The sequence below is a fragment of the Paenibacillus sp. HW567 genome (assembly GCF_000374185.1).
GTDB lineage: Bacteria > Bacillota > Bacilli > Paenibacillales > Paenibacillaceae > Paenibacillus_AQ.
In genome coordinates this window covers 3,251,217-3,274,256 of the sequence record NZ_KB910518.1, presented here as the reverse complement: position 1 = coordinate 3,274,256, position 23,040 = coordinate 3,251,217, and the positions used below count along the sequence as shown (strand labels likewise).

Here is a 23,040-nt window from a genome sequence, read left to right as displayed (position 1 = left end):
TTAACAAATAGGAGTGCATGAGATGAATACGATTGAGCAACGCAAGCAGGAGCTTCAGAATTGCCGTCCGGAACCGACACTGGATATGGAGACGGTCAACAGTTATTGGGATAGTATCCTTGAGGAATATGGGAACAGACCCCTGGAATGGGTTTCTGTTCCCGAAGTTACGCCGTATCCGGGAATGCAGGTGAGCAGGATCAGCTTCAAGGGTTTTGATGAAACCACAGTCCATGCCTGGTATATCCAGCCCTCGTTCCCTGCGTCTGGCGGAGAACTGCGGCCCTGTATCGTGACGTTCCCCGGTTATACCCGAGACCGTGGATACCCGGAGCAGTACGCCTCCTGGGTGCTGCTCGGGTATGCTGTTCTGGCTGTAGATGTGCGGGGGCAGCTTGGGGAGACCGGCAACCGGCTGTCCCACGAAAGCGGTGGAAGCCGGGGCTGGATTACCCAGGGGCTTCTGGACAAGGAACGCTCCTATTATATGGCTGTAGCGATAGATACTGTCCGGGCTATAGATACCGCTGCGGAGCTGCCGGGAGTGGACCCGTCGCGTATCGCCGTCACCGGCGCCAGCCAGGGCGGGGGGCTTGCACTACTCGCCGGAGCCCTGAATCCGCGTGTCGCGGCGGTTGCTGCCGACATCCCGAATCTCTGCCGGCTGGACTTTGGCGTGCTGAATTCCAGCAGCTCACTTACAGAGATCGCCGATTACGTGAAACGCTACCCGGAGCATCTGGAGCGGGTACTGCATAATCTTGCCTATTTTGATATCGTGAATCTGGCCCCACGGATTACAGCTCCCGTATTGATGTCTGTTGGCTGGAAGGATGCAGTGTGCATGCCGGAGACCGTATATGCCGCATATAACCGCATCGAGTCGCCCAAGCAGATGCTGGATTACCCGTTTTCCGGGCATGAGGTCAGCGCGTATCATGAGCGGCAGAAGGTGCTGTTCCTGCAGAGACAGTTGGGATCAGCCGGGCTTTAGGTGTAAAGCGGATCAGGTTGTGACCTTGGCATAGGCAGCAAAGAACAGCGCCAATTCTCCCATGATGAGCACATTCGGTACATGGACTACCATATTCAGAATGTAAAAGAAAGCCAGCACCGCTGTCAGCAGCGCTAAATGGAGGACTCCAAGTCTTTGCTGCTTGTGCCTGTAAATATGGAACACCCAGGTTGTAGAAGCAAAATAGAGTAGAACGGCACCGAAGATAAGATTGACCATTAGGTTATAGTGAAGCTGATTTAGAAATAACAGTTGGATCGAAGCGGCAAGCATGCACAGCGACAAAAAGATAAACAGATGGCCGTAGATAATCGTCTGACCGGCGGTTTGGATGTTTTTGTCCACCTTTTTCTCCAGGTTGTCATAATACTGCCACCACATCGCGATAATCAGGACGAAGGTCAGGGCTGCGAATCCCACAGACTGCCAGGTCCAGGAGCTGGACTGCAGCACGGCAAGGATGCTGACAACGGATTCCCCAAGCAGAATCAGCGCAAACAGAGAGAAGCGCTCCAGCAGGTGATGTGTGTTGGTTGGAGATTTCACCAGGATTTTTCTGCCGGTCAGCGGAAGCGTAATGTCCAAGGCAATCCCGGCGTACAGCACCGCATAGCGGACCCAGGAATCAAAGAACAGGGAGCAAGCGGAGATCGCGAGCCCAATCCAGAAGCGTGTGCCTAAATAATGGGCAGTGGCCCGCATGTGTCCGGTTTCTTTGGAATGCACGTAATGATATTGAACTGCAGTCATAGCCCGAAGCCCGATATACCCGATCAGAAATGAATAATAATTGGCGTCGAAATCCACAGACAGACTGGCGGTCATAATCAGCACAAAAAACAATTGGACGATCAGGAATATCCGGTGCGAGGCAATATCCTGTCCAAAGCGGTTGACAAAGCGTCTGGCCGACCCAGGCCCACCAAATGGGGATAAAAATCAGCACAAATTTGCCCAGTGTCTGGAGGGAAATGGTCCCGTCTTCCACATGCAGCAGCACATGGCTTGCTTTGGATACTGCGGCTACAAAGAGCAAGTCATAAAAAAGCTCCAGCCAGGTTACTTTTTTTACAATCATTTGCCATACCCCTTTGCCAATAGATGATTTCAAGCTTATAGTCTGTTTACCCAGAGCGGCCGGGGTTATATGATATAATAAAGGTTATTTTCTGCTTACCGCAAGACATTTATAAGTTTTTGGGGAGGGATTGCAGGGTGGAGAAGGATGGAGCGAGTGTTCCGGCAGAAACCGTTGTGGAGAATTTTAAATACAGCAAGAGGAATGAAGAGCTGGTCAAAAAGAGCTTTTGGAGCAAAACCAAGAAATTTGCCGGCAAAATACCGTTCACCAAGGATGCGGTGGCAATGTATTACTGTGCGGTTGACGCCAAAACCCCGCTCTGGGCGAAAGGCATTGCCTTCGGAGCGCTGGCCTATTTCATTTCTCCAATCGACGCCATTCCAGATGCGCTGATCGGCCTGGGCTTCACGGATGACGCGGCCATTATTGCCGCAGGCGTAAGAGCGATAGCCGGTCAGGTGACCGATGAGCATCGGCAGAAGTCGGAGGCCTTTTTCGAGCAGGAGCAATAAAAGGCTTTTCGGAAAATATAAGAATTTATATGTTTCACATCATAAATCATCCTTCCGTTTCTGCTTATATCCACAAAAAAGGTGCAGCAAAAGCTACACCTGTATATTTTCCACTAAAGGGCAGCTTTCCTTGGAAGGCTGTCCTGTTATGTTCCTCATACTTGTGGAGATAAGGAGGCCGACTCCTCCCGGGGCTGGCGAAGCTGGTTCTGCTTATATTCCTCGCCCCAGTCCTTCATCAGCTTAATGATGGGAATAAGCGTCTTGCCGAACTCGGTTAGTGAATATTCGACCTTTGGAGGGACCTGCTGGTAAACCTCACGGTGGATCACCCCATCCTCTTCCAGCTCGCGGAGCTGTAAAGTCAGCATGCGCTGGGTAATTCCCGGACAGATCCGGCGGAATTCATTGAAGCGTTTTTTGTCCTCCATCAAGTGGTATAAAAGCACACCCTTCCATTTGCCGCCGATCACGTCGAGTGTGAATTCTACGGGACAAGCCGTTTCCATACCATCCGGGCAATCGCCAAATCCGCCTTTTCGATTACGCATAACAGATAAACTCCTTCAGTATCATTTTGTATACTACATTACATTAATGTGCGTACTTCAAAACTCAGCATATATACTCTAATATTAAGCACGTAAGCAAGGCGAGTCAAACCAAATTATGAGTATACACGAAAGGGAGTATGAATATGGAAACAGCAACAGTAAAAAATGAAATCTTGGCGGCTTATCAGTTCAGACATGCCACTAAAGAATTCGACGCCAGCCGCAAGATCAGCAGCGGGGACTTTCAGTTTATTCTGGAAACCGGACGGCTGTCGCCAAGCTCCTTCGGGCTTGAGCCTTGGCAGTTTGTGGTGGTGCAGAATCCGCAAATCCGCGAGAAGCTGCGTCCGTTTGCCTGGGGAGCGCAAAAGCAACTGCCGACGGCAAGCCACTTCGTGCTGATTCTCTCTAGATTGCCTAAAGATATGGCGGCCGGATAGGAATATATTGAAGGGTTAATGAAGGAGGTGCAGAACCTGCCGCCTGAGATTGCCGAGGGTAGACGCAACATGTACGCAGCCTTCCTGAAATCGGATTTCGGACTGGATGGCAATGAGCGGGCAATGTTCGAGTGGGGCGCACGCCAGACCTATTTGGCCCTTGGCAATATGATGACCGCTGCCGCCCAGATTGGGATTGATTCCTGCCCGATTGAAGGCTTCAACAAACAGCAGATCGAAGAGATACTGGCTGCGGAGGGCATTATGGACCCTGAGCATTTCGGAATTGCCTGTATGGTCGCCTTCGGCTACCGTCTTAATGAGCCGCGCGGCAAAACACGGCGCAGTGCTGATCAGGTTGTGCAGTGGGTGTAAGCATGCCGGAGATAACGGCAGGATGAATGAAGTTGACTGAAAAAAACGGCTCTGCCGGCAGCGGCGTTGTGGAAACACAGCGGGCTTGCCTGCAGAGCCGTTTTTGTTTTTGTGTGCATGCAAAATACATAAAAGTCTCGAAAAAGAATTGAAAACTTACTGAAAGTTCTGCTAGTCTAGAAGAGTCAGTATTTTTACATAGAATTGTTATTTCAAGATTGAAGGGATTCCTGCAGCATGAAAATCATTCGAATCATTGCCGAAGTCGGCGTACTGTACGTATTTTATCTCATCGGAGATTATCTGCAAAAGCTGCTGCATCTCCCGATTCCGGGCAGCATTGTCGGGCTTCTGCTTCTCTTTGTGTTATTGCTGCTGAAGATTGTGCCGGTGAAGCTGATCGAGAACGGCTCGAACTTTATACTCGCCTATCTTCCGATGTTCTTCATTCCGGCAACCGCCGGAATTATGAATCATCTGGACATATTCAGCGGCAGAGGGCTGCTGCTGATCGGTATACTGGTTGTAAGCAGTGTGCTGACCATGGTTGTGACGGCCCATTCCAGCGAGTGGATCGCAAGCCGCAGTGCAGGACGCAAGGCGGGACTCAGTGACCATGCCAAAGCCAGTGCCGTACCCGGGAAGGGGAACGAAGCATGAGAATCCTGCTTGCTGTAGGTTTCGTCCTGATGAATGTTGCTATCTACCTGTTCATGTCCATGCTGTACAGACGGTTTCGTCTGCCTGTGCTGTTGCCGGCGCTGACCGCGACCTTTGCCGTAGTGGTTCTGCTGCTTGGCTTCGATATTTCTTATGAGACCTACATGATCGGCGGCGAATGGATCAACCGTCTGCTGGGACCGGCCGTGGTGTCGCTTGCATATCCGCTGTACAAACAGCGCCATGTGCTGTGGCAGAACCTGCCCGCTATCCTGGGAGGTACGGTCACCGGGCTGCTTGTCGGGATGTTCAGCGGGCTGCTGCTGGCAGCCGGACTTGGTTTTTCCAAAATGTACGTGCTCTCGATATTGCCCAAATCCATTACCACTGCTGTAGCGATCCAGATTTCCAGCAACCTTGGAGGCAACTCGTCCTTAACCTCTGTATTCGTAATGGTTGCCGGATTCACTGGAGCGATTGGCGGGCCGTATATTATCAAGCTGTTCAGAATCCGCAGTGAATCCGGTATCGGCATCGGTCTGGGAACTGCCTCTCACGCCCTTGGCACAGCCAAAGCGCTGGAGTACGGCGAACAGTCCGTCTCCATGAGCTCCGTAGCCATGACAGTCTGCGCTATCGTAGGCTCCATTGTCGGACCCATCGTCGCCTGGATCATGTACCACTAAGTCAGCTTAGCTCTCTACCTTCAGCCGGATAACATTCCAGGACGCTTTGGACAGCAGGGCGGTGACGCGGCCACCCTCTGCTGAAGCTGTTCCACGGTCATGTGGAAGAACTGCCCCCGGATTGGCCTTAGTGTTTGCTGCCTGAAGATTGTCATGATCCATGACGGTATGCTGAATGACAGTAGTCTTCCCGAAGCTGCGCAGATCCACGGAAAGCTCCATTCCTTCGCTTAAATGACGGTTTACCGCAAAGACAGTAATCTCGCCAAGCTCCTCGTTATACACACTCACTGCTTCCAGGTAAGGAACATCGGTGAAATCCTTGGAATCATATTTCGGGCTGGAAATGAGCGGATGCAGCACGGTTCCCCGGCCGTAAAGCGAAGCATGCATGTAAGGGTAGTAAGTGGTCTGGAGCCACAATGGACCGCCATTCTCCGTCATAATCGGCGCAATGGTGTTGATCAACTGGGCGAGGCATGCCATCTTCACCCGGTCCGCGTGCTTCAGCAGGCTGATCAGGCAGCAGCCCACCACCAGCGCATCCTCCATATTGTAGACATCCTCAAATTCAGGCGGCGCAATCTGCCAATGTGTGTCCATACGGCTTGACCCCTGCGACTTCCACACATTCCACTCGTCCAGAGACAGATAAATTTTCTTTTTGCTCTTCTTTTTGGCTTTGATATAATCGCAAATCGCTGCCACACTGTCGATGAACTGGTCCAAATCCAGTGACTTGGCCAGAAAGTTAGGCGTGTCTCCCACGTTGTTGTTGTAATAGGTATGCAGAGAAAGGAAATCTACATTGTCATAAGTTAAATCCAGTACGGTTGCTTCCCATTCGGCAAAAGTGCTCATGTCGCTGCCCGAGCTTCCGCATGCGACCAGCTCCAGCGACGGGTCCACCCAGCGCATCGCCTTGGCGGTTTCATTGGCGAGCCGTCCGTATTCAACAGCGGTCTTGGCTCCAATCTGCCACGGGCCATCCATCTCATTGCCCAGGCACCAGGTCTTGAATTTATGCGGCGCCTCTACACCGTGGGATCTCCGCAGGTCGCTCCAGTAAGAGCCGGAGGGGTGGTTGCAATATTCAACCAGATTTCTGGCAGCATCAATTCCGCGTGTTCCGAGATTGACTGCCATCATAACCTCGGAGCCGACCAGCTTGGCCCATTCAGCGAACTCATTGGTGCCTACCTGATTCGTTTCTGTCGTCCACCAGGCCAATTCGAGACAGCGCTTACGTTCCGATTGGGGGCCAACGCCATTTTCCCAGTTATAGCCGGAGACAAAATTGCCGCCGGGATAGCGGATAATCGGAACATTCAGTGCCCGCACCGCTTCAAGAACGTCTTTACGGAAACCGTTCCCGTCAGCCGCAGGATGCCCCGGTTCATAGATTCCGCCATACACTGCCCGTCCCAAATGCTCAATAAATGAACCGTACAGACGAGGGTCCACCTCGGCCAGCTTGAAATCTTTGTCAACAATCATGGATGCTTTAATGGTCATGAAGAGTCGCTCCTTTATTGAATTAATATATATCCTAATTGAATATTTCATTTTCTGATTACATCATACGAATCATCTGCTATACTTAGCAATATAAAAATTCAGGATTAACAAAATTACTAATTCTTAAGAATCTGGAGGATGCAGATGTACTTAACAACGGATGCGGAGTCGCTTAAGGTGTATGAAGCTCTGGCCAGCGAGGTCAGGCTGCGGATTATTGATCTGCTGGGCGAGCGGGAGATGCATATCAAGGAGCTTGCCTCGAGCCTGTATCTGAGCAGCGCTATCGTCAGTTCGCATGTTGCCAAGCTGCAGAGAGCCGGCATCGTCAGCTCGCAAATGAGAAGAATTGATGGCGGAACCTATAAATACTGCTCGTTATCCGCTAATTTCCTGCAGATCAAGCTGTCGGGTGCACATGGCATTTCCAGAAAGGTAGTTGAGGTATCCGTGCCGGTCGGACAATATACGGATCTGCAAGCCTCCCCCACCTGCGGAATAGCCACAACAGAGAAATTGATCGGCTATTATGATGATCCGCGCTATTTTCTGGACCCGGAGCGGGTGGATGCAGGGATTCTCTGGTTTGCCAAGGGTTATGTTGAATACAAGGTGCCCAATTATCTTTTCAAAGATCAGACGGTCCAGGAGATTGAGGTTTCGATGGAGATTGGATCAGAAGCCCCGAGTGTAAATGAGAAATGGCCTTCGGATATCGCGTTTACCCTGAACGGGGTTGAACTGGGGAAGTGGACAAGCCCCGGTGACTTTGGAGTGATGAGAGGGCGATTAACCCCGGCCTGGCTGGATTCAGATGTGAATCAGTACGGCCTGCTCAAGGTCCTGCGGATCAACAGCGGCGGAACATATATAGACGGGCAGCAGATCTCAGCGGTAACGCTGGACGATGTGGGCTGGCAGCAGGACCAGTGGAGCTTCCGCTTCACAGCAGAGGACACCACCCGCAGACGGGGCGGATTAACCCTGTTCGGCCGCGGCTTTGGCAACTATGAGCAGGACATTGTATTCAGGGTATATTATTGTTAAAAAATGATGTGATTATAAGCCGAAATCCATAACCTCCACGAAGGATGTTTGCAAAGCAGGCTGGAGGGCAACTCTAACTATGTAACCTATAACCTGCATACATGCTAAAAGGAGGATTTCACATGGCTGATCATACCGGGAATGAAGCGGACATCCGCAACAAGCAAAATAAAGCCGGAGATTCGCTGGCGGAGCGTAAAAAGATGGAGAATGGCGTAGACGTTGAGCCGGAGGCAGATGAGTGGGTAGCCAAACCGGCAGAATCCGCCCATCCTGACCCGCTTCCCAAAAATTAGAGCTGAATTTGCAGGCTGGCAGACTATCCTACGGGTAGTCTGTTTTTGTGTCTGACAGCGTATCGGCAGTGTATTCAAAATTCCAATTAAAAGTATGAAATCTCTATTAGACAGTGCTTGGGATCGGGGATTAAAGTTAATAGAACCTGTTGCCCAAAAGCTTGAAAGGAGAATGTTCAATGAAATTTGCATTATTTAGTCTGATCGCGAATACTCCTAACGCTGTAACAGGAGAAGTGCTCACCACACACCAGAAGTTTCAAAATGTGCTGAGTCAGGCCGTACTGGCTGAGAAGCTTGCTTTTGACGCTTATGGCGTAGGTGAGAGACACGGGGCTCCCTTTCTGTCCTCGTCGCCTCCTCTCGTGCTGACCGCCATCGCCGCCAGAACCTCCCGCATCCGGTTAATCACTATGGTAACTGTATTGAGTGTCCTTGATCCGGTACGGGTAGCCGAAGATTATGCTACGCTGGACCATCTTTCCGGAGGGCGGTTGGAGATGATCATCGGCAAAGGCAATGATCCCCGGCATTATCCGCTCTTTGGGATTACTGAGGAAGAACAATGGGAATCGCTCGCCGAGCGCTACGGGCTGCTTAAGCGGCTCTGGACAGAGGAAAATGTAAGCTGGGAGGGACGCTACCGCCCGGCCCTGCACAACGTCACTACACAGCCAAGGCCTTTGCAGAGTTCCATTCCGGTATGGCACGGCAGTGCGTCGAGCCTGCTGTCGACAGAGCTGGCTGCCAGATACGGCGAACCCCTTTTCTCCTCCAACAGCTTCCATCCACAGGCCAAGTATAAGGCGCTGATTGATCATTACCGCGAGCGTTTATCGTTCTACGGCCATGATCCGCAGAATGCGGTCGTCGGCTCCGGTGCCGGCAGCTTGTATCTGGCGGATACCACCGAGGAGGCTGCAAGGCGTTACCGTCCCTACTACAATGCGTTTCAAGCAACGGATTCAGCCAAGCATAATCAATCTCCCTTCAGAGATCTGGAGGATAATATTGCAAACGGTCCTGCACTTGTCGGCAGCGCGGAGTTCGTAATTGAGAAAATATTGGATTACCACAAGGCCTATGGCCATGAAGTGTTAAGCGTTAGCGTGGACGGTCTGACAGAGGCGGAGCAGCGTGAGCAGTTGGAGCGTTTTGCGGAAGAGGTTATTCCGGTGCTCAAACGGGAAATTCCGAGCAAGGTCTGGGAGAGCATGCCGCTGACCGTTCCGCAAATTGTGCATTAGCTGGTTCATTTCCCGGCTGTCCATGTTGAGAACGGTTTAGCAATTATTGTATACTTGAGCTACGTACAACCTTATCCTGTCGTCATTCTCCAGTTCATTGCAGATTTCACAAGTCTCAAGCAATCCATATTGCGGGGAGGAAACCTGGATGCGAAGTCGGAATGAGAACGGCCGGTACCGGCACAAACGAGGTGACGCTCTGGTGGGCAACCTTGAGAAAAAGTACGGCTCGGACTTTGGTGTACGCAGCGACATGAAGCTGGAAACGCTAAGGAAGCAGCATGACGGCCAGACGTTGATGCAACTGCTCAAGGAGCAGCAGAACAAAAGCTAATATACCGGGAGCACAGCTTAAGGTTCCCAGGATGATGACATAACCTGCGGGTTATGTTTTTTTTGCTACCATTAATTTCCTTCATACTCTCTGCCTGAACTAGGCATACTAGCTCCCAATAATACCTGTTGTAAAAGATTAGCAGGAGGGAGCGGGACAAAATTTCAATCACAGAGTTGCTTTCGCTGGGACATTACACTGCTGTGGCCGTGGCGGGTGAATATTTCTTTTACTTTATGCTGTACTCTTTTCTTGGATGGGTGCTGGAGGGCAGCTATAGCCTGTACAGTGCAGGAACCTTCCGGAAGAAAGGATTTCTGAGAGGGCCGTTCAAGCCGATGTACGGCTTCGCGCCGCTGCTGCTGCTGAGTGCCAAGGATCTGGGGTTTCCATTTCCGCTTATCGTGGCCCTTGCCTTAATTATTCCTTCCGCCGTTGAGTATGCCAGCGGATGGCTGCTGAAGGCGGCATTTCACAAGCAATGGTGGGATTACTCAGAGATGCCTTATCAGATGCAGGGGCATATTTGCTTAAAGTTCTCTTTATACTGGTGGGGACTGGCGCTTGCCTGCATGTATGGATTGCATCCGTTCATAGAAATGCTGTATCGGCAGATAGAGCCGTTGTGGCTGCTGTTGCTGCCGCTGGCGGCGCTTATGCTCACTGCTGACCTGCTTTGGACCTGCCGGACCCGGCGGCACGGTCTCAAAGGGCTGGAGCTGCGGGAGGGCTAAGACTAGAACGGGTACCTTAGAAGGCTGGAACGAGTATTTTAGATGAAAGAGCATACGGTAGATAAGTTGAACTTAAAAAAATCATAAAAAAGGTAGGAGTGCGGAGGGGAAGTTTGGATACTTACGGAGCGAAAGCGTCCGCCTTTGTCTGCGGATTTCCACCGCGAAGAACGGTTTAAATCGAGAAATCTGCAGACAACAGCGGCCGGAAGTCCAAACATTCCCCGTAGTTACGACCAATAACCTAATAAGAAAATCAAAAGTTCAACTTATATAAATCAAGAGACATCTTCAAGCCAATGAGCCGGGGATGTCTCTTTGTTATTTTTGGCGGACAAGGAATAGATGCTGATCATGTCAAATATAGTGAGAGGAGTTGACAATAGAGTAGGCATCCCGGGAGGAATTATGAGAGGGTTTTGGAAGAAAAGCACTGTTGTCATTATTCTGGAAGCATTTATTAACACGGGGAAAACCGAATATGTCTGTAGGGCAATAAGGCTTGATGATACAGTAGAATTATACAGGGTTGAGTTGTCCGATTGTCAGGGTTACGCGAAAGATGAGAAAATCAGCTTGATTTCGTTTCGTAAGGACGCACTATAAGCGCGTTATAAAGTGCTGGAATACTGTTGAAAAAACAGGAGGGTGTCATGCCAATATCCGAATATTACCGCGGGCTGCGGGAGAAGGCTGGAAGTGAGCTGCTGATGGTGCCGTCTGTGGCGGCGGTGGTCAGGAATGAGGAGGGCGGGATTCTCCTGCTTCGCAAAGGCGGGGAACAGCTATGGGGACTTCCCGCTGGTGCCATTGAACCGGGGGAGAAGCCGTCACGGGCGCTGCGCCGGGAGGTATTTGAAGAGACAGGCCTGATGGTGAATCCGAAGCGGATTATCGGGGTATTCGGCGGAGAGAAGTATGCTTATGAGTACAGCAATGGCGACCGGGTGCAATATACAGTCATTGTGTTTGCATGTGCAATCGTTAAAGGAACCCCAAGGAGCGTGGACGGAGAGGCCGAGGAGCTCAGGTTTTTTACAAAAGAGGAGCTGCCGGAGCTTGCCATCCCGTATCCCCGGGAGATTTTTATGCAGGATTCCGATACGGACCAGGCGATCTTCGAGTAAATTCACACCACAATATGGGAGCGACCAACATGAGAGCCAAAATGATATATTGCTGCGCTTTGCTCATAGCCATCGTCTTGGGCCTCAGCTCAAGAGCTTTCGGAGACCGGCTGCCGCCGTTTGCCGCAAGCCATTTAGGGGACGCGCTATGGGCGGTAATGGTTTATTTTGCCTTCAGGATGCTGTTCACCCGTCGGATTATGGGGCTGTCGCTTGTGCTGAGCCTGATCTTCAGCTATGGCGTTGAGTTCAGCCAGCTCTATCAAGCAGACTGGATTAACGGGCTGCGCTCTACTGTAGCGGGAGCGTTAATCCTGGGAAAAGGGTTTCTGTGGATCGACCTGCTCCGGTATACAGTGGGGATATCGTTCGCTTATGCGCTGGACCATGTATGCCTATCCAAAATAAGAAACTGATAGAGCGGGAATTGCATAAAGCCATTAGGGATACACAATTCTATAAATCTTACAAAATTGCTTCTGGATGTTACAGGTTAAAGAATATATATTTAGTGAGGAGATTTGCAGTTTGTAAGAAATTGGATGAACAAAATTGCATCTCTCTCAAAAGCTGCTTGATTTGGAGATGAATGCGCTAATGACAATGACGAATAGTTTAATCGTAGTGTGCCTGCTGACAATGGTCATTCATACGGCGGAAACGTTATCGTATTCAGTACGTTTTGCCGGAGTGAGGCTGAACAAGATTGCCATTGCACTATCGCTGACCGGAATTATCGTGCTGGTGTCGAGAACGGCAAATATGGTGCAGGCTCCGCTGACGGCGAAATTTGTGGACTTTGCCAAAACAGACGCCAGCTTCCCGCTGCTCAATTATTTGCGGATTATTATGTTGGCCTCGTCCTTGGGGACTTTAATTGCCATTGCTGTGTTTCCTACCTTTGTCGGTCTGTTTGGGAGAATCATCTCCAAGCTGGAGATCGAAGGCTCCATTCCCAAGCTGTTGACCAGCGTAACGATCGGCCAGCTTAAGAATACCCGCAAGTATATCCGCAAGCCCAGATTGAAGCTGCACAGCTTCCGGTATCTTGGTATTCCGAAGCGGTTCATTGTAATGAACATCTTCGTTACCGCGTTTTACACAGTAGGTGTGTTGTCCTCCCTCTACGCGGCGCATTTAATGCCCCAGTTCAGTACGACTGCCTCCCAGGCGTCAGGGATGATAAACGGGGTAGCGACAATACTGCTGACTGTGTTCATTGACCCGCAGCTTGGAGTGATTACCCACAAAGCCACTGAAAATGCAGAATACCGCGACCAGCTCGGTAAAATATATGTCCTGTTAATGGGTTCCCGTTTTTTGGGAACATTGCTGGGCCAGTTCGTGCTTGTGCCTGCATCTTATTCAATCTGCTGGCTGGTGCAACTGATCTGAAGCTTGGATGCAAGCCAAAAGTACATAGAATGAAACGGTGTTCCCGAGCAATGACGGCAGAATCTTTATTTCGGCAGTTTGGACTCTGCCGCACGTAGCGCCAGGGCGATCTTCTGCTCCCAGCTATAGTTCATCTGACCCAGGGTGCGGATCTCGCCCATCTTGGTAAATGACAATTTCATCGCGGCTGCTGCAGCCACAGCATCACCGGCTTGAATCGCGGCTTTATAGCGTTTGTCAGCCTTCGCACGTTCGGTTTGAGCGGCGTTGATTGCTTTGTTCTGTACGGTAATCTGCTTCTTAAGGTCCGCTATGGGTGCAAGCGCGTCCTTGGCAGGCTTAATCTTGGCTGCGGCCTGGGCGCGCGCTGCCGCCAGCAAGGCAATCTTCGTCTTCATCTCGGCCCGGGCAGCGGCTGCCGCCGCCTTCAGTCTGTTGCGTTTGATCTCCAGCAGGGTAGCCGATTTCAGATTCCCCGCTTTACGGGCAGCGGCAATCTGCTTGCTAAGCGAGCTGTATTCCTCAAGAAGCGGGGCATGCTTCACCTTCATGGCTGCGGCCTCTGACTTCAGCCGGCTCAGCAGGGAAGCATCCGTTGCCTGCAGCTTCAGGTTGATTGCGGCAAGCCCGGTATTGTTCTGCTTGCGGAGCGCCCCTGTCCGCTGGTTCTCGGACTTGAGGGTCATCTGCAGCACGGTGTAATCGTTGTAAAGGGCATGGATCTCATCCAGCGAGGAATCCCAGTCTGTTGCGGCCGCTGCTTGAGGTGCATGTCCTGCCCATAATGCCAGCAGAATCGCCCACACCAGCCATCTGCTGTAAAAGCCTGTGCCGCACAATCTTGCTGAATTTACCCCTGTACGTTTATTCATTTCCTTCAGCTCCCGTCATAATTTTGCCAATAGGCACAAAAAAGCACCCCGAAGGAAGGCATAAATAAATGCCTGTCCTGCGAGGTGCTTCTCCCGCTTGGCGTGTGTAATTGTAAGTTCAATATAGCTTGAAATTAATGGATAGTCAAGATACAAAAAAGAACATTAGTTCTATGTTTATGACGGTTTCTTCTTGTATTAATGTCATTATTCTAAAAATCTAGTAGAATAGTTCTGTAGTTTACAATACAGGGAGATGACAGAAGTGCAGCTTAGACATGTGAAGATCATACAGGAAAATATTAGCCAGGCAGAAAGGTGACCGATGAAGAACTGGCTGCTGCACTCGGCATATGTCCAGGGCGGGTAAACAAAGTGACCGGTGTGGGTGTGCGTTATTGGACAACGCTGATGATGAACCATTTTGACACGTTGAACACTGCGGGAATTACCAGGGAGAAGGCTTTTACCGAAGCCTATGAAGCCGAGAACAGCCGGAATTTCAAGCCGACGCTTCAGGGCATCACAGTGATGGAGGTGCTGGATTTCCTTCGGCGCGAGTATCCGGGTTATACTATTCTATATCGGTCACGGGCTGCTGCTGCGCCGGATCGGCATATCTTTGATTCAAAAGCTGAAGCTGTAACTTGAAGCGGGCAGGTTTATACATACACAGCTACAGTGTGCTCTATTCAATCTAATAGGAGGTGCGGCGTGAACACTGAACACGGGCAAAATGCTGGTAAAGTCGCCCTGATCACCGGAGCCTCCAGCGGCTTTGGGCTGCTGACCGCGCTTGCTCTGGCAGGCAAAGGCTACAAAGTCGTAGCTACCATGCGGGATTTAAGCCGTCAAGGCGAGCTGATCCGGCAGGCTGAACTGGCCGGTGTCAGCGGACTGATTCATTTAGTGACCCTCGATGTGACGGATGCCGCTTCAATAGATTCTGCTGTAGCTTCAATCATCGAGAGCTTTGGCCGAATGGATGTGCTGGTGAACAACGCCGGATTTGCCGTAGGCGGCTATGTGGAGGAAGTAAGCATGGACGAATGGCGGCGGCAGATGGAGACGAACTTCTTCGGACTGGTCGCGGTGACCAAGGCGGTGCTTCCTGTTATGCGCCGCCAGCGCGAGGGCTTGATCATCAACGTCAGCAGCGTTAGCGGGTTGAGCGGGTTTCCCGGCTACGGCCCGTATGCCGCTTCCAAATTTGCGGTGGAGGGCTTCAGTGAAAGCCTGCGCCATGAGCTGCTGTCTTTTGGCATCCGTGTTGTGCTGGTGGAGCCGGCGTCCTTCCGTACGCCGATTTGGGGCAAGGGGCTGGAAGGAATGCACACGAGCGTCGATTCCCCGTATCGGGAAAAGCTGGAGGAAGTGCTCACGTATTCCCGGCGTAGCGCCGAGACTGCACCAGACCCTATCCGGGTTGCCGAGCTGATTGCACGGATTACGGAGATGAAGGCGCCGAAGCTGCGTTATCCGGTAGGCAAAGGCTCACGTCTGCTAATGATCGGCAAAGCCCTGCTGCCCTGGAAGACGCTGGAGGGAATTATCGCCAGGTCGCTGAAGGGAATGAAATAAAATGCGGCGATTATTTTTCCAATAAGATGGGAGGTATCCCTGTGCCGGGTACGGTAGGACTGCATATATGCTTTGATGAGCAAGGCCGCGAAATAGAGATTCTGGATGTGACTCCGGTTGCGCAGGATAAATACCGCATTGAAGAAACGCCGATTTTTAACCCGGGCATTGCCCTTGGGGACATTATCAGGGTCAAAGAGAAGCAAGGGATTGCTTATTATGTGGAAACGGTGCAGAAATCGGGATATCTGAGACATGCATGGCTCCTGAGCAAGGAGGCGGCAGGCTCGCAGGAGATTCAGGAGTTCAAGCAGCGCGTCAGGGAGCATGACGGGAAATGTGAGCAGATTTTTGGCGGATTGCTCGTCATCCATCTTCCCAAGCACTCCGCAGTGGATGCGGAAGCCGAAATGGCCCAGATTATTGAACGATTTGAAAACTAATACTTGAAAGACCGAGAGGTGGCAGAAGGATGAAGAAATTTCTGAAGCAATGGGTGCCAAGCATAGCAATTGGTATTATTCTGTCTTTGTTTATCCGCACATACGTGGCTGAAGCGATGAGAGTTCCAACCGGCTCAATGATCCCGACCATACAGATCAATGACCGCCTGGTGGTGGAGAAGATGCTCTGGCTGACTACGCTGAAGCATGGCGACATAGTAGTGTTCGATCCCCCTGTTGCTGGTGAAGAGGATAAAAGATATGTCAAACGGCTGATCGGACTGCCCGGAGACACTGTTCAAATCAAAGACGGAGCCTTGTACAGAAACAATGAGAAGATTGATGAGCCTTACCTGCAGGAACCGATGAATTATACCTTCGGGCCGGTCACCGTTCCGGCAGACCATTATTTTTTTCTCGGGGATAACCGGAATACGAGCTATGACGCCCATTTGTGGAGCACTCCGTTTGTAGCCAAGGATAAGCTGATCGGCAAGGTGCTGCTCGACGTCAATGATCTTTTCTGAAAAATAGGATAGTCTGCCGCTCTAACATTCCGATTTGTGAAAGGAATCTGCCATGCAGGACAATTTACCTGTATCCGGAATCAAGACGCCGCTTGCTGTCCGTTCGATATCCACCATAACCCTTGTCATCATCATTCAAATTGTTACGTTAGTGGACAACTTGAGAAATCAGTTTCATCCACACATTACATTGAGATATTTTATGATATTTTGGGTTGCGGTCTGCACTGCTATCCTGGCGTTCCTGCTCTGGAATGCTCTGCGGAAGACGGCTGAAATCAAGTGGGGAGAGGGTTTACTGCTGATCCGCAATGAAAACATCCCGGCAGGTATGATCCAATCCATCCATATAGACGGTTCGCTCGTAGGAATTAAACTCAGCGGCAAACGAATTGTACCGCTCCGGCTCTGCTTCCGGTTCATAGATGACAGGGAGCAGTCGATGAAGCAGTTAGGCCGCTGGGCGATGGAGAACGGAATCAAGCTCGATTACGGATTGTTTTTGAAATGGATGTAAAAAAAATGCAATGTAATGCTCCAATATACCTTTCTCTGTAGCGCCGCCAATACTGTAAATTGCCTGTATGCAGGGAGGCGAGAGTCTAAAGTTGGAGATTCGATGTACCTAGTCGCAGGCAGTGAATGTGACTTTAACCATATTGTGACTTTGCAGGCTTTTGGCTATGATCAAATAAAGCTAGAGCAAATATTATTTCTGTACATAAAAAGGGGTGCTGATACTTGAAAGTACATGTCACGGATCTCAAACACGGCGACTGTCTTATGACAGACACTTTCAATAGTGTAGGCCTGCATGTTCTTCCTAAAAGAACAGTTGTGCAGCGCGAGGAAATCACCATCCTGATGCGGCACAAGATTGAATATGTGGATATTGAACCGCGTAAAGTGCTGCATGAAGATAGCGGCAGCGGTCTGAGCCACAGTCTGAACGAAAATTTTGACAATGCTATTCAGAACTACGAATCTATATTCTTGGAGGCCTTGGCCCAGGGAAGCTTTACCCAATCCATGGTGGATGACACGCTGGAGCCGCTGCTGGAATCGCTGGATGAGCAAAAGGATGTTGTGTCTTTGCTGCTCCTGCTGGAACGTGATGACATTGATACATACCACCACTCCTTGCAAGTGGGTTTGCTGTCATATTACATAGCTGCATGGCTCGGCCATTCCAAGGAAGACCGGTATCAGATCAGCCGTGCCGGCTACCTGCATGATATCGGCAAAAGCCAGGTGCCAGCGTCCATTTTGAACAAGCCTGGAATCTTGACGGCTGACGAAGAGGAGGAAATGAAACGCCATACCTCCTACGGCTATGATATTATCCGCGGTTCGAAGATGGATGAGAATACAGCATTGGTAGCGCTCCAGCATCATGAATTTGAGGATGGAACCGGCTATCCGAACAAGATCGGCAAAAGCGACATTCATCCGTACACCGAAATTGTGGCTGTAGCGAATATCTACATGGGATTGACGACCTCCAGACCGAATCAGCCGAAGCAAGGGCTGGTTTCCGTGCTGCGCAAGGTGCATGAAATGGGCTTTGGCAAGCTAAACGGGACAGTTGTCCAAGCGCTTACCGGACATCTGCTGCCTGGTTTTGTCGGCAAAAGTGTGCAGCTCAGCAACGGGGAGATTGGCACTATTGTCATGAATAACCCGCTGGACATGTTCAAGCCGCTTGTTAAAGTGGACAATGTGTTCAGAGATTTATCCCGCGAGCGCGGCTTGTCCGTAGAAGAAGTGTTCATGTAAGATAAGAACAATAATTAATTGAATTGCGATCAGGTTATCTCACTGTGTTCGGCAACGGACACTGGGGTAACCTTTTTTATATGGGGGAAATTTGAAATCCGCTAGTAGATTGGCTATGATTAATGAGAGATTAGGATAGGAGAAATGAATATGAGCACCGAAACCCAGATTGACAAAATCAAGCAGATTAAATATGAACTCACCCGTTTTATGATGATTTATAAGTTCGCCCTTGAGGAAATGGAGACTAAGATCGAAATTCTGAAACAGGAATTCCAGATGCTCCATGATTACAGTCCTATAGAACATACGAAATCACGGATCAAGTCACCTGAGAGCATTATGAATAAAATGCTGCGCAAGAACAGCGAGATTTCGTTGCCCGCCATCAGAGCCAGTATTAAAGATATCGCGGGACTGCGGATTACCTGCTCTTTTATCTCGGATATCTACTATGTCAGCGCGATGCTGCAGAAGCAGGATGATCTGAAGATTCTCAGTGTGAAGGACTATATCAAGAATCCTAAGCCCAACGGCTACCAGAGCCTGCATTTGCTGGTGGAGGTTCCGGTATTTCTGTCCGACTGTCAGGAGCATGTATGCGTAGAAGTGCAGATCCGCACCATTGCCATGGATTTCTGGGCCAGCCTGGAGCACAAAATTTTCTATAAATATAGCCAGGCGGTTCCCGAGCATCTGACCCGGGAATTGAAAAATGCCGCCGACAGAGCCTATGAGCTGGACCTGCAGATGGAGCGCCTGCACCGTGAAATTAAGGAGATTAAGGATGCCCAGGAGGAAGATGATTTTGAGGAAGAGCTGCGCAAGATCATCATTAACAACCAGCAGTTTCATCTCCCGGCAAATTTCATTAAACTGCTTGGAGAATAGAAATCAGGGAGAGAAGATAGATGAGTGTACATAATCCCCGGCACATTGCTGTGAATCAGGTCGGCTATCCCGTGGAAGGCACAAAGATCGCTTTGTTCAGCGGCGCAGGACATGATTTCCGCGTCATTAACGAAAAGACGGGGGCTGTGGCCTATACCGGACAATGCGGGGCTGCTTATCTTGACAAGCCCAGCGGTGCAAGTGTACATGCTGCGGATTTCTCTGAGCTGAAGACAGCCGGAAGCTACCGCATTGAAGGAGACAATGGTGCAACGTCCGCTTCCTTTGTCATTGCTGACAAACCTTACGGGGAGCTGCAGCAGGGACTTTTGAAGGCTTTTTATTATTTCCGCTGCGGTGTTGAGCTGACCCCGGAATATGCCGGTCCTTGGGCGCATGGTGCGTGCCATACCGCAGAGGGCACCGTATTTGGACACCCGGAGCTTCGTCTGGATAGCTGCGGAGGCTGGCATGATGCTGGTGATTACGGCAAGTACTCCGGTCCTGGAGCGAAGGCTGTTGCGGATTTGCTGCTGGCCTATGAGCTGTATCCGGCGGCATTTGCCGCCCCTGTTCCTCTGCCGGAAAGTGACGGGACAACCCCGGATGTTCTTCTGGAATGTAAGATCGAGCTGGACTGGCTGTTCAAAATGCAGGAAGTTGGCACCGGCGGTGTATATCATAAGCTGACCACGCTGAATTTCCCGGGCCTTGATGTCATGCCGGAGGACGATACGGATGAGCTGTATTTCTCGCCGGTATCTGCAGCCGCTACGGGGGATTTTGCCGGAGTTATGGCGATGGCGGCAAGAGTCTATGCGCCGTTTGACCCCGCGTATGCACAGAAATGCCAGGCTGCGGCGTCCGCTGCCTGGGGCTGGCTGGAGCAGCATCCCAAGGCGCCCGGTTTCACCAATCCGCCGGGGATTACCACCGGTGAATACGGAGATGAGTGTGATCAGGACGAACGCTTCTGGGCTGCGGCAGAGCTGTACCGGACTACAGGTAAGGAGGGTTACCATCAGGCGGTTCAGTCGCTGGTTCAGCGGCCATTTCCGAAATACAGATTTGGCTGGGCGGATATGGGAGGCTACGGTACGCTGGCTTACCTGTTGACCGGGAAAGAACGGACACAGCCAGCCTTGCATGCTTCACTGAAGCAGGGACTGCTGGCAGAAGCTGACCGTCTGGTCCGGCAGAGCCGGGAGGATGGATACCGCATTTCTTTGCTGGAAGAGGATTATATCTGGGGCAGCAATATGCTGGTGCTTAACAATGCCATGCTGCTGCTGGCAGCGGAGCATTTCAGCGGAGACGCGGCATTTGCCGCCTGCGCTCTGGATCATTTGCATTATCTGATGGGCCGCAATGTGCTGGACATCAGTTATGTGACAGGGTTCGGAGACCGTCCAGTCATGCACCCGCATCATCGTCCATCCGTGGGCGACGGTGTGGCCGATCCGGTGCCGGGACTGGTGTCCGGCGGGCCTGACCGTGGACTGCACGACGAATATGTCGTGGAGCATTTGCAGGGCAAGCCTGCTGCACAGTGCTTTGCCGACCATGATCTCAGCTATTCCACGAATGAGGTTACGATCTACTGGAATTCGCCGGCTGTGTTCGTGGCAGCGAGGTTTAATGCGTAGATGAAGAATTACAAAGTGATCAGCCTGGATATGTTTCAGACGCTAGTGAACGTTCAGGATCGGACAGGCCATGTGTGGAGGCGGATTTTGCTGGAGAATTACAGCGATGAGCGGGCCTTGGAGCTTGGCGGACTGCTGCTGAGCCATTATCATACCCAGGCAGAAGCGATTCGCGCTGCCGGTAGGTTTTGCACCACCAGAGAAATATACCGCCGCGGGTTCGGGCAGGTTTTCCGGCAGCATGCTATGAATTTCGACGACCTAACGGCTGTGACTATTTTATTTGAAGAGCACAGGCAGTCCCCTTTGTATGAAGAGACTGAGCGGTTCCTGCGGCGGATTACCGGGGGAGAATATCAGGTCTGTATTGTCAGCGATACGGATATGCTGATGCTGCCGGATTTTTACAAGGACTACCCGATTAGGCTGTTCTCCTCAGAAGAATACCAATCCTACAAAAATGACGGCCTGAACAGAATGTTCAGTGAGGTTATTGCCTTTTATGGCGTAAAGCCTGGAGAGATTATCCATATTGGCGACTCCGCCTCGGATGTGCTGGGAGCGGGCAGGGCGGGAATGAAGACCTGCTGGCTGAACCGGGAGGGAGTCGAATGGAAGCATGAAGTAAAGCCGGATTATACGGTCAGCGACCTAGACGAATTCTACGCCATTCTATAGAGACGGGAGCAGAACATGGATCAATTACGTTATCCGATAGGTCCCTTTACAAGCGCTGGACCGCAGACGGCCGAGGAGCGGAAGATGAGCATTGAAGAGCTGCGTACAATGGCTGCACGGTTAAGAGGGATCATTGAGCCGCTCAGCGAGGAGCAGTTGAACACTCCCTACCGTCCAGGCGGCTGGAGCGTCAAGCAGGTGGTGCATCATCTCGCCGATAACAACATGAATGCCTATTTGCGCTTTAAGCGGGGATTGACCGAAGAAGCACCGGAAATTCCTTCCTACAGGGAGGATTTATGGGCTGAGCTGAGCGATTACAGCAGTGAGCCGGTTGAAACCTCGCTTCTATTACTGGAGAATCTTAACCGCAGATTCGCTCTTGTGCTCACTTCGCTGGAAGAAGCGCAGTATAGCAGAACCTTTGTGAGCCTGATGCTGGGAACGATGACTCTGGATACGGCGCTCCAAAGATACAACTGGCATAACCGGCATCATCTTGCGCAGATTACTTCACTGATTGAGCGCAGCGGCTGGTAAGCGTTACAGATCATAAGAAGAGCAAGCGGATTCGGGACAGGTCCCGCCGTTTGCTCTTCTTCATGTCCTGCTGCGCAAAAACTTAGTCGCGGCCGGCCTGGACGATTTTATCGGCAATCTCTTGAGGGCGTGTATGAGGGGTTGTCATGTGATCGCCTGTGCCTTCAATGAACCGGTAAACACCTAAATGGCTTGATTGTCCGGGATGCCAGCCGTAAGGCGGAATCTGAGGCATTGCAATATCCTCCGTCAGATAAAGATAGCTCTTCGGCGTGGGCAGGCTGTAGAATTTCTTCAGATCAAGCTTCTCAAACAGCGACCCTCCCGGTTCAGGAATAACCTTCTTGTACAGCGCCTGCGCCTGCTCAAGTGTAGCTGTATTTACAAAGGTATCACGGAAAAGGTTAAAGGGGAGCATGATGGTATTGTTCCCGGAAGCCTTGCGCAACTGCACGAACATCTCTTTTGCGGGAGCGGGGAACTGGTCAGCGGCGCTTTGCCCGTCCGGCAGGACGAAAGCGTCAAAAAACACCAGGCGTTTCAGCCGGTCCGGTACCTGCTCTGCCGTTTTTTGAATCACCGTACCTCCAAAGCTATGCCCAACCAGGATAATATCGTGCAGATCCTTCTGCTTGATGAAATCAACGACTGATTTTGTCTCCTGCGCGTGGGTGACGTTTTTGTTCTGATCCGAGCCGTGTCCGGCGTATTCGGGCGTGTACACAGTATGTCCCATTTTGCGCAGCTCCGCTGCTATTTCATCCCAGAAGCTGGCATCGACCCAGGCACCATGCACCAGCACAAAAGTAAGCGATCCAGGATTTGCCGGCTTGCCCTCTACAGCAGCTTCTACTCCTGATGCATGTACAGGCTGTCCTGCAAAAAGAATCAATAGCGCCATGAGCATGGCGAGGGCCGGTATTGCTTTATTTTTTATCCACATCATGTTCTAAATATGCCTCCTGAGAATTGGGTTGGTTAAGCCAATAGTTGAATTCTGCCCCAAAGAAGTATGAATGATGTGTGGATTCTGCATCTCAATCGTTTATAATTATAAATAAGATA

The 23,040-nt window shown here is 50.9% G+C and carries 26 protein-coding genes and 2 pseudogenes; 23 read left to right on the top strand and 5 right to left on the bottom strand.

The window, feature by feature from the left end; all coding sequences use genetic code 11:
- Window positions 1–22: 22 nt before the first annotated feature.
- Window positions 23–994, top strand: coding sequence for an acetylxylan esterase (locus B212_RS0114975; RefSeq protein ID WP_019911699.1), 972 nt, complete (start codon window positions 23–25; stop codon window positions 992–994).
- Between the two features lie 12 nt (window positions 995–1,006).
- Here the strand turns inward: B212_RS0114975 and B212_RS31490 are convergent.
- Window positions 1,007–2,093, bottom strand: a pseudogene (locus tag B212_RS31490) (low temperature requirement protein A).
- A 137-nt stretch (window positions 2,094–2,230) separates the two neighbouring features.
- Between B212_RS31490 and B212_RS35380 the strand changes: the two are divergent.
- Window positions 2,231–2,608, top strand: coding sequence for a YkvA family protein (locus B212_RS35380; protein WP_019911696.1), 378 nt, complete (start codon window positions 2,231–2,233; stop codon window positions 2,606–2,608).
- Window positions 2,609–2,763: 155 nt separating this feature from the next.
- Here B212_RS35380 and B212_RS0114960 read toward each other — a convergent pair whose 3' ends face one another.
- Entirely contained in the window at window positions 2,764–3,159 is a 396-nt protein-coding gene (locus tag B212_RS0114960) for a winged helix-turn-helix transcriptional regulator (protein ID WP_019911693.1), read from the bottom strand.
- Between the two features lie 146 nt (window positions 3,160–3,305).
- Between B212_RS0114960 and B212_RS31485 the strand changes: the two are divergent.
- From B212_RS31485 to B212_RS0114945, 3 genes and pseudogenes are all read left to right on the top strand, one after another.
- Window positions 3,306–3,977: pseudogene (locus B212_RS31485) on the top strand (NAD(P)H-dependent oxidoreductase).
- A gap of 237 nt (window positions 3,978–4,214) precedes the next feature.
- Entirely contained in the window at window positions 4,215–4,637 is a 423-nt protein-coding gene (locus B212_RS0114950) for a CidA/LrgA family protein (RefSeq protein WP_019911690.1), read from the top strand.
- Window positions 4,634–5,323, top strand: coding sequence for an LrgB family protein (locus B212_RS0114945; RefSeq protein ID WP_019911689.1), 690 nt, complete (start codon window positions 4,634–4,636; stop codon window positions 5,321–5,323). Before B212_RS0114950 ends, B212_RS0114945 begins: the two co-directional genes overlap by 4 nt.
- Before the next feature lie 6 nt (window positions 5,324–5,329).
- Here the strand turns inward: B212_RS0114945 and arfA are convergent, their stop codons facing one another.
- Window positions 5,330–6,838, bottom strand: coding sequence for an arabinosylfuranosidase ArfA (gene arfA / locus B212_RS0114940; RefSeq protein WP_019911688.1), 1,509 nt, complete (start codon window positions 6,836–6,838; stop codon window positions 5,330–5,332).
- A 147-nt stretch (window positions 6,839–6,985) separates the two neighbouring features.
- On the opposite strand from arfA, the gene B212_RS0114935 reads away from it, so the two are divergent.
- The 8 genes from B212_RS0114935 (at window position 6,986) to B212_RS0114895 (ending at window position 13,021) form a co-directional block, all read left to right on the top strand.
- Window positions 6,986–7,888 (top strand): ArsR/SmtB family transcription factor, encoded by a 903-nt coding sequence (locus tag B212_RS0114935; protein ID WP_019911686.1) that lies wholly within the window; start codon window positions 6,986–6,988, stop codon window positions 7,886–7,888.
- Window positions 7,889–8,010: 122 nt separating this feature from the next.
- Window positions 8,011–8,184: a hypothetical protein gene (locus B212_RS35020; RefSeq protein WP_019911685.1), complete on the top strand. Its 174-nt coding sequence runs from the start codon at window positions 8,011–8,013 to the stop codon at window positions 8,182–8,184.
- A gap of 179 nt (window positions 8,185–8,363) precedes the next feature.
- Window positions 8,364–9,431, top strand: coding sequence for an LLM class flavin-dependent oxidoreductase (locus tag B212_RS0114925; protein WP_019911684.1), 1,068 nt, complete (start codon window positions 8,364–8,366; stop codon window positions 9,429–9,431).
- Window positions 9,432–9,579: 148 nt separating this feature from the next.
- Window positions 9,580–9,765, top strand: a complete 186-nt coding sequence (locus tag B212_RS0114920) for a hypothetical protein (protein WP_019911683.1) — start codon at window positions 9,580–9,582, stop codon at window positions 9,763–9,765.
- A gap of 203 nt (window positions 9,766–9,968) precedes the next feature.
- Entirely contained in the window at window positions 9,969–10,499 is a 531-nt protein-coding gene (locus B212_RS0114915; protein ID WP_198015862.1) for a putative ABC transporter permease, read from the top strand.
- A gap of 653 nt (window positions 10,500–11,152) precedes the next feature.
- On the top strand, window positions 11,153–11,626 hold the full coding sequence (locus B212_RS0114905; protein ID WP_019911679.1) for an NUDIX domain-containing protein: 474 nt from the start codon (window positions 11,153–11,155) through the stop codon (window positions 11,624–11,626).
- A 29-nt stretch (window positions 11,627–11,655) separates the two neighbouring features.
- Complete coding sequence (locus B212_RS0114900; RefSeq protein ID WP_019911678.1) at window positions 11,656–12,042, top strand: ribosomal maturation YjgA family protein; 387 nt, start codon at window positions 11,656–11,658, stop codon at window positions 12,040–12,042.
- 187 nt (window positions 12,043–12,229) lie between these two features.
- Window positions 12,230–13,021, top strand: coding sequence for a lipid II flippase Amj family protein (locus B212_RS0114895; RefSeq protein ID WP_028530845.1), 792 nt, complete (start codon window positions 12,230–12,232; stop codon window positions 13,019–13,021).
- A gap of 65 nt (window positions 13,022–13,086) precedes the next feature.
- Here the strand turns inward: B212_RS0114895 and B212_RS0114890 are convergent, their stop codons facing one another.
- Complete coding sequence (locus B212_RS0114890; protein WP_019911676.1) at window positions 13,087–13,893, bottom strand: hypothetical protein; 807 nt, start codon at window positions 13,891–13,893, stop codon at window positions 13,087–13,089.
- A 318-nt stretch (window positions 13,894–14,211) separates the two neighbouring features.
- On the opposite strand from B212_RS0114890, the gene B212_RS0114885 reads away from it, so the two are divergent.
- From B212_RS0114885 to B212_RS0114835, 10 genes are all read left to right on the top strand, one after another.
- Entirely contained in the window at window positions 14,212–14,544 is a 333-nt protein-coding gene (locus tag B212_RS0114885; protein ID WP_019911675.1) for a hypothetical protein, read from the top strand.
- Between the two features lie 63 nt (window positions 14,545–14,607).
- The gene (locus B212_RS0114880) at window positions 14,608–15,474 is read left to right on the top strand and encodes an SDR family oxidoreductase (RefSeq protein WP_019911674.1); all 867 of its coding nucleotides are present in this window, start codon (window positions 14,608–14,610) and stop codon (window positions 15,472–15,474) included.
- 41 nt (window positions 15,475–15,515) lie between these two features.
- On the top strand, window positions 15,516–15,917 hold the full coding sequence (locus B212_RS0114875) for a DUF4265 domain-containing protein (protein ID WP_019911671.1): 402 nt from the start codon (window positions 15,516–15,518) through the stop codon (window positions 15,915–15,917).
- Between the two features lie 29 nt (window positions 15,918–15,946).
- Window positions 15,947–16,444 carry a signal peptidase I gene (gene lepB / locus B212_RS0114870; RefSeq protein ID WP_019911670.1) on the top strand — a complete coding sequence of 166 codons (498 nt, stop codon included), beginning with the start codon at window positions 15,947–15,949 and terminating at the stop codon, window positions 16,442–16,444.
- Between the two features lie 52 nt (window positions 16,445–16,496).
- Complete coding sequence (locus B212_RS0114865; RefSeq protein WP_019911669.1) at window positions 16,497–16,961, top strand: hypothetical protein; 465 nt, start codon at window positions 16,497–16,499, stop codon at window positions 16,959–16,961.
- Between the two features lie 224 nt (window positions 16,962–17,185).
- Window positions 17,186–18,220 (top strand): HD-GYP domain-containing protein, encoded by a 1,035-nt coding sequence (locus tag B212_RS0114855; RefSeq protein ID WP_019911667.1) that lies wholly within the window; start codon window positions 17,186–17,188, stop codon window positions 18,218–18,220.
- 150 nt (window positions 18,221–18,370) lie between these two features.
- Complete coding sequence (locus B212_RS0114850) at window positions 18,371–19,111, top strand: GTP pyrophosphokinase (RefSeq protein ID WP_019911666.1); 741 nt, start codon at window positions 18,371–18,373, stop codon at window positions 19,109–19,111.
- A gap of 20 nt (window positions 19,112–19,131) precedes the next feature.
- Window positions 19,132–20,757: a glycoside hydrolase family 9 protein gene (locus tag B212_RS0114845; protein ID WP_019911665.1), complete on the top strand. Its 1,626-nt coding sequence runs from the start codon at window positions 19,132–19,134 to the stop codon at window positions 20,755–20,757.
- Window positions 20,758–21,435: an HAD family hydrolase gene (locus B212_RS33170; RefSeq protein WP_019911663.1), complete on the top strand. Its 678-nt coding sequence runs from the start codon at window positions 20,758–20,760 to the stop codon at window positions 21,433–21,435.
- Between the two features lie 15 nt (window positions 21,436–21,450).
- On the top strand, window positions 21,451–21,975 hold the full coding sequence (locus tag B212_RS0114835; RefSeq protein WP_019911662.1) for a YfiT family bacillithiol transferase: 525 nt from the start codon (window positions 21,451–21,453) through the stop codon (window positions 21,973–21,975).
- Window positions 21,976–22,057: 82 nt separating this feature from the next.
- On the opposite strand, the gene B212_RS0114830 is transcribed toward B212_RS0114835, so the two are convergent.
- Window positions 22,058–22,921 (bottom strand): alpha/beta hydrolase, encoded by an 864-nt coding sequence (locus tag B212_RS0114830; protein WP_019911661.1) that lies wholly within the window; start codon window positions 22,919–22,921, stop codon window positions 22,058–22,060.
- Window positions 22,922–23,040: the final 119 nt, after the last annotated feature.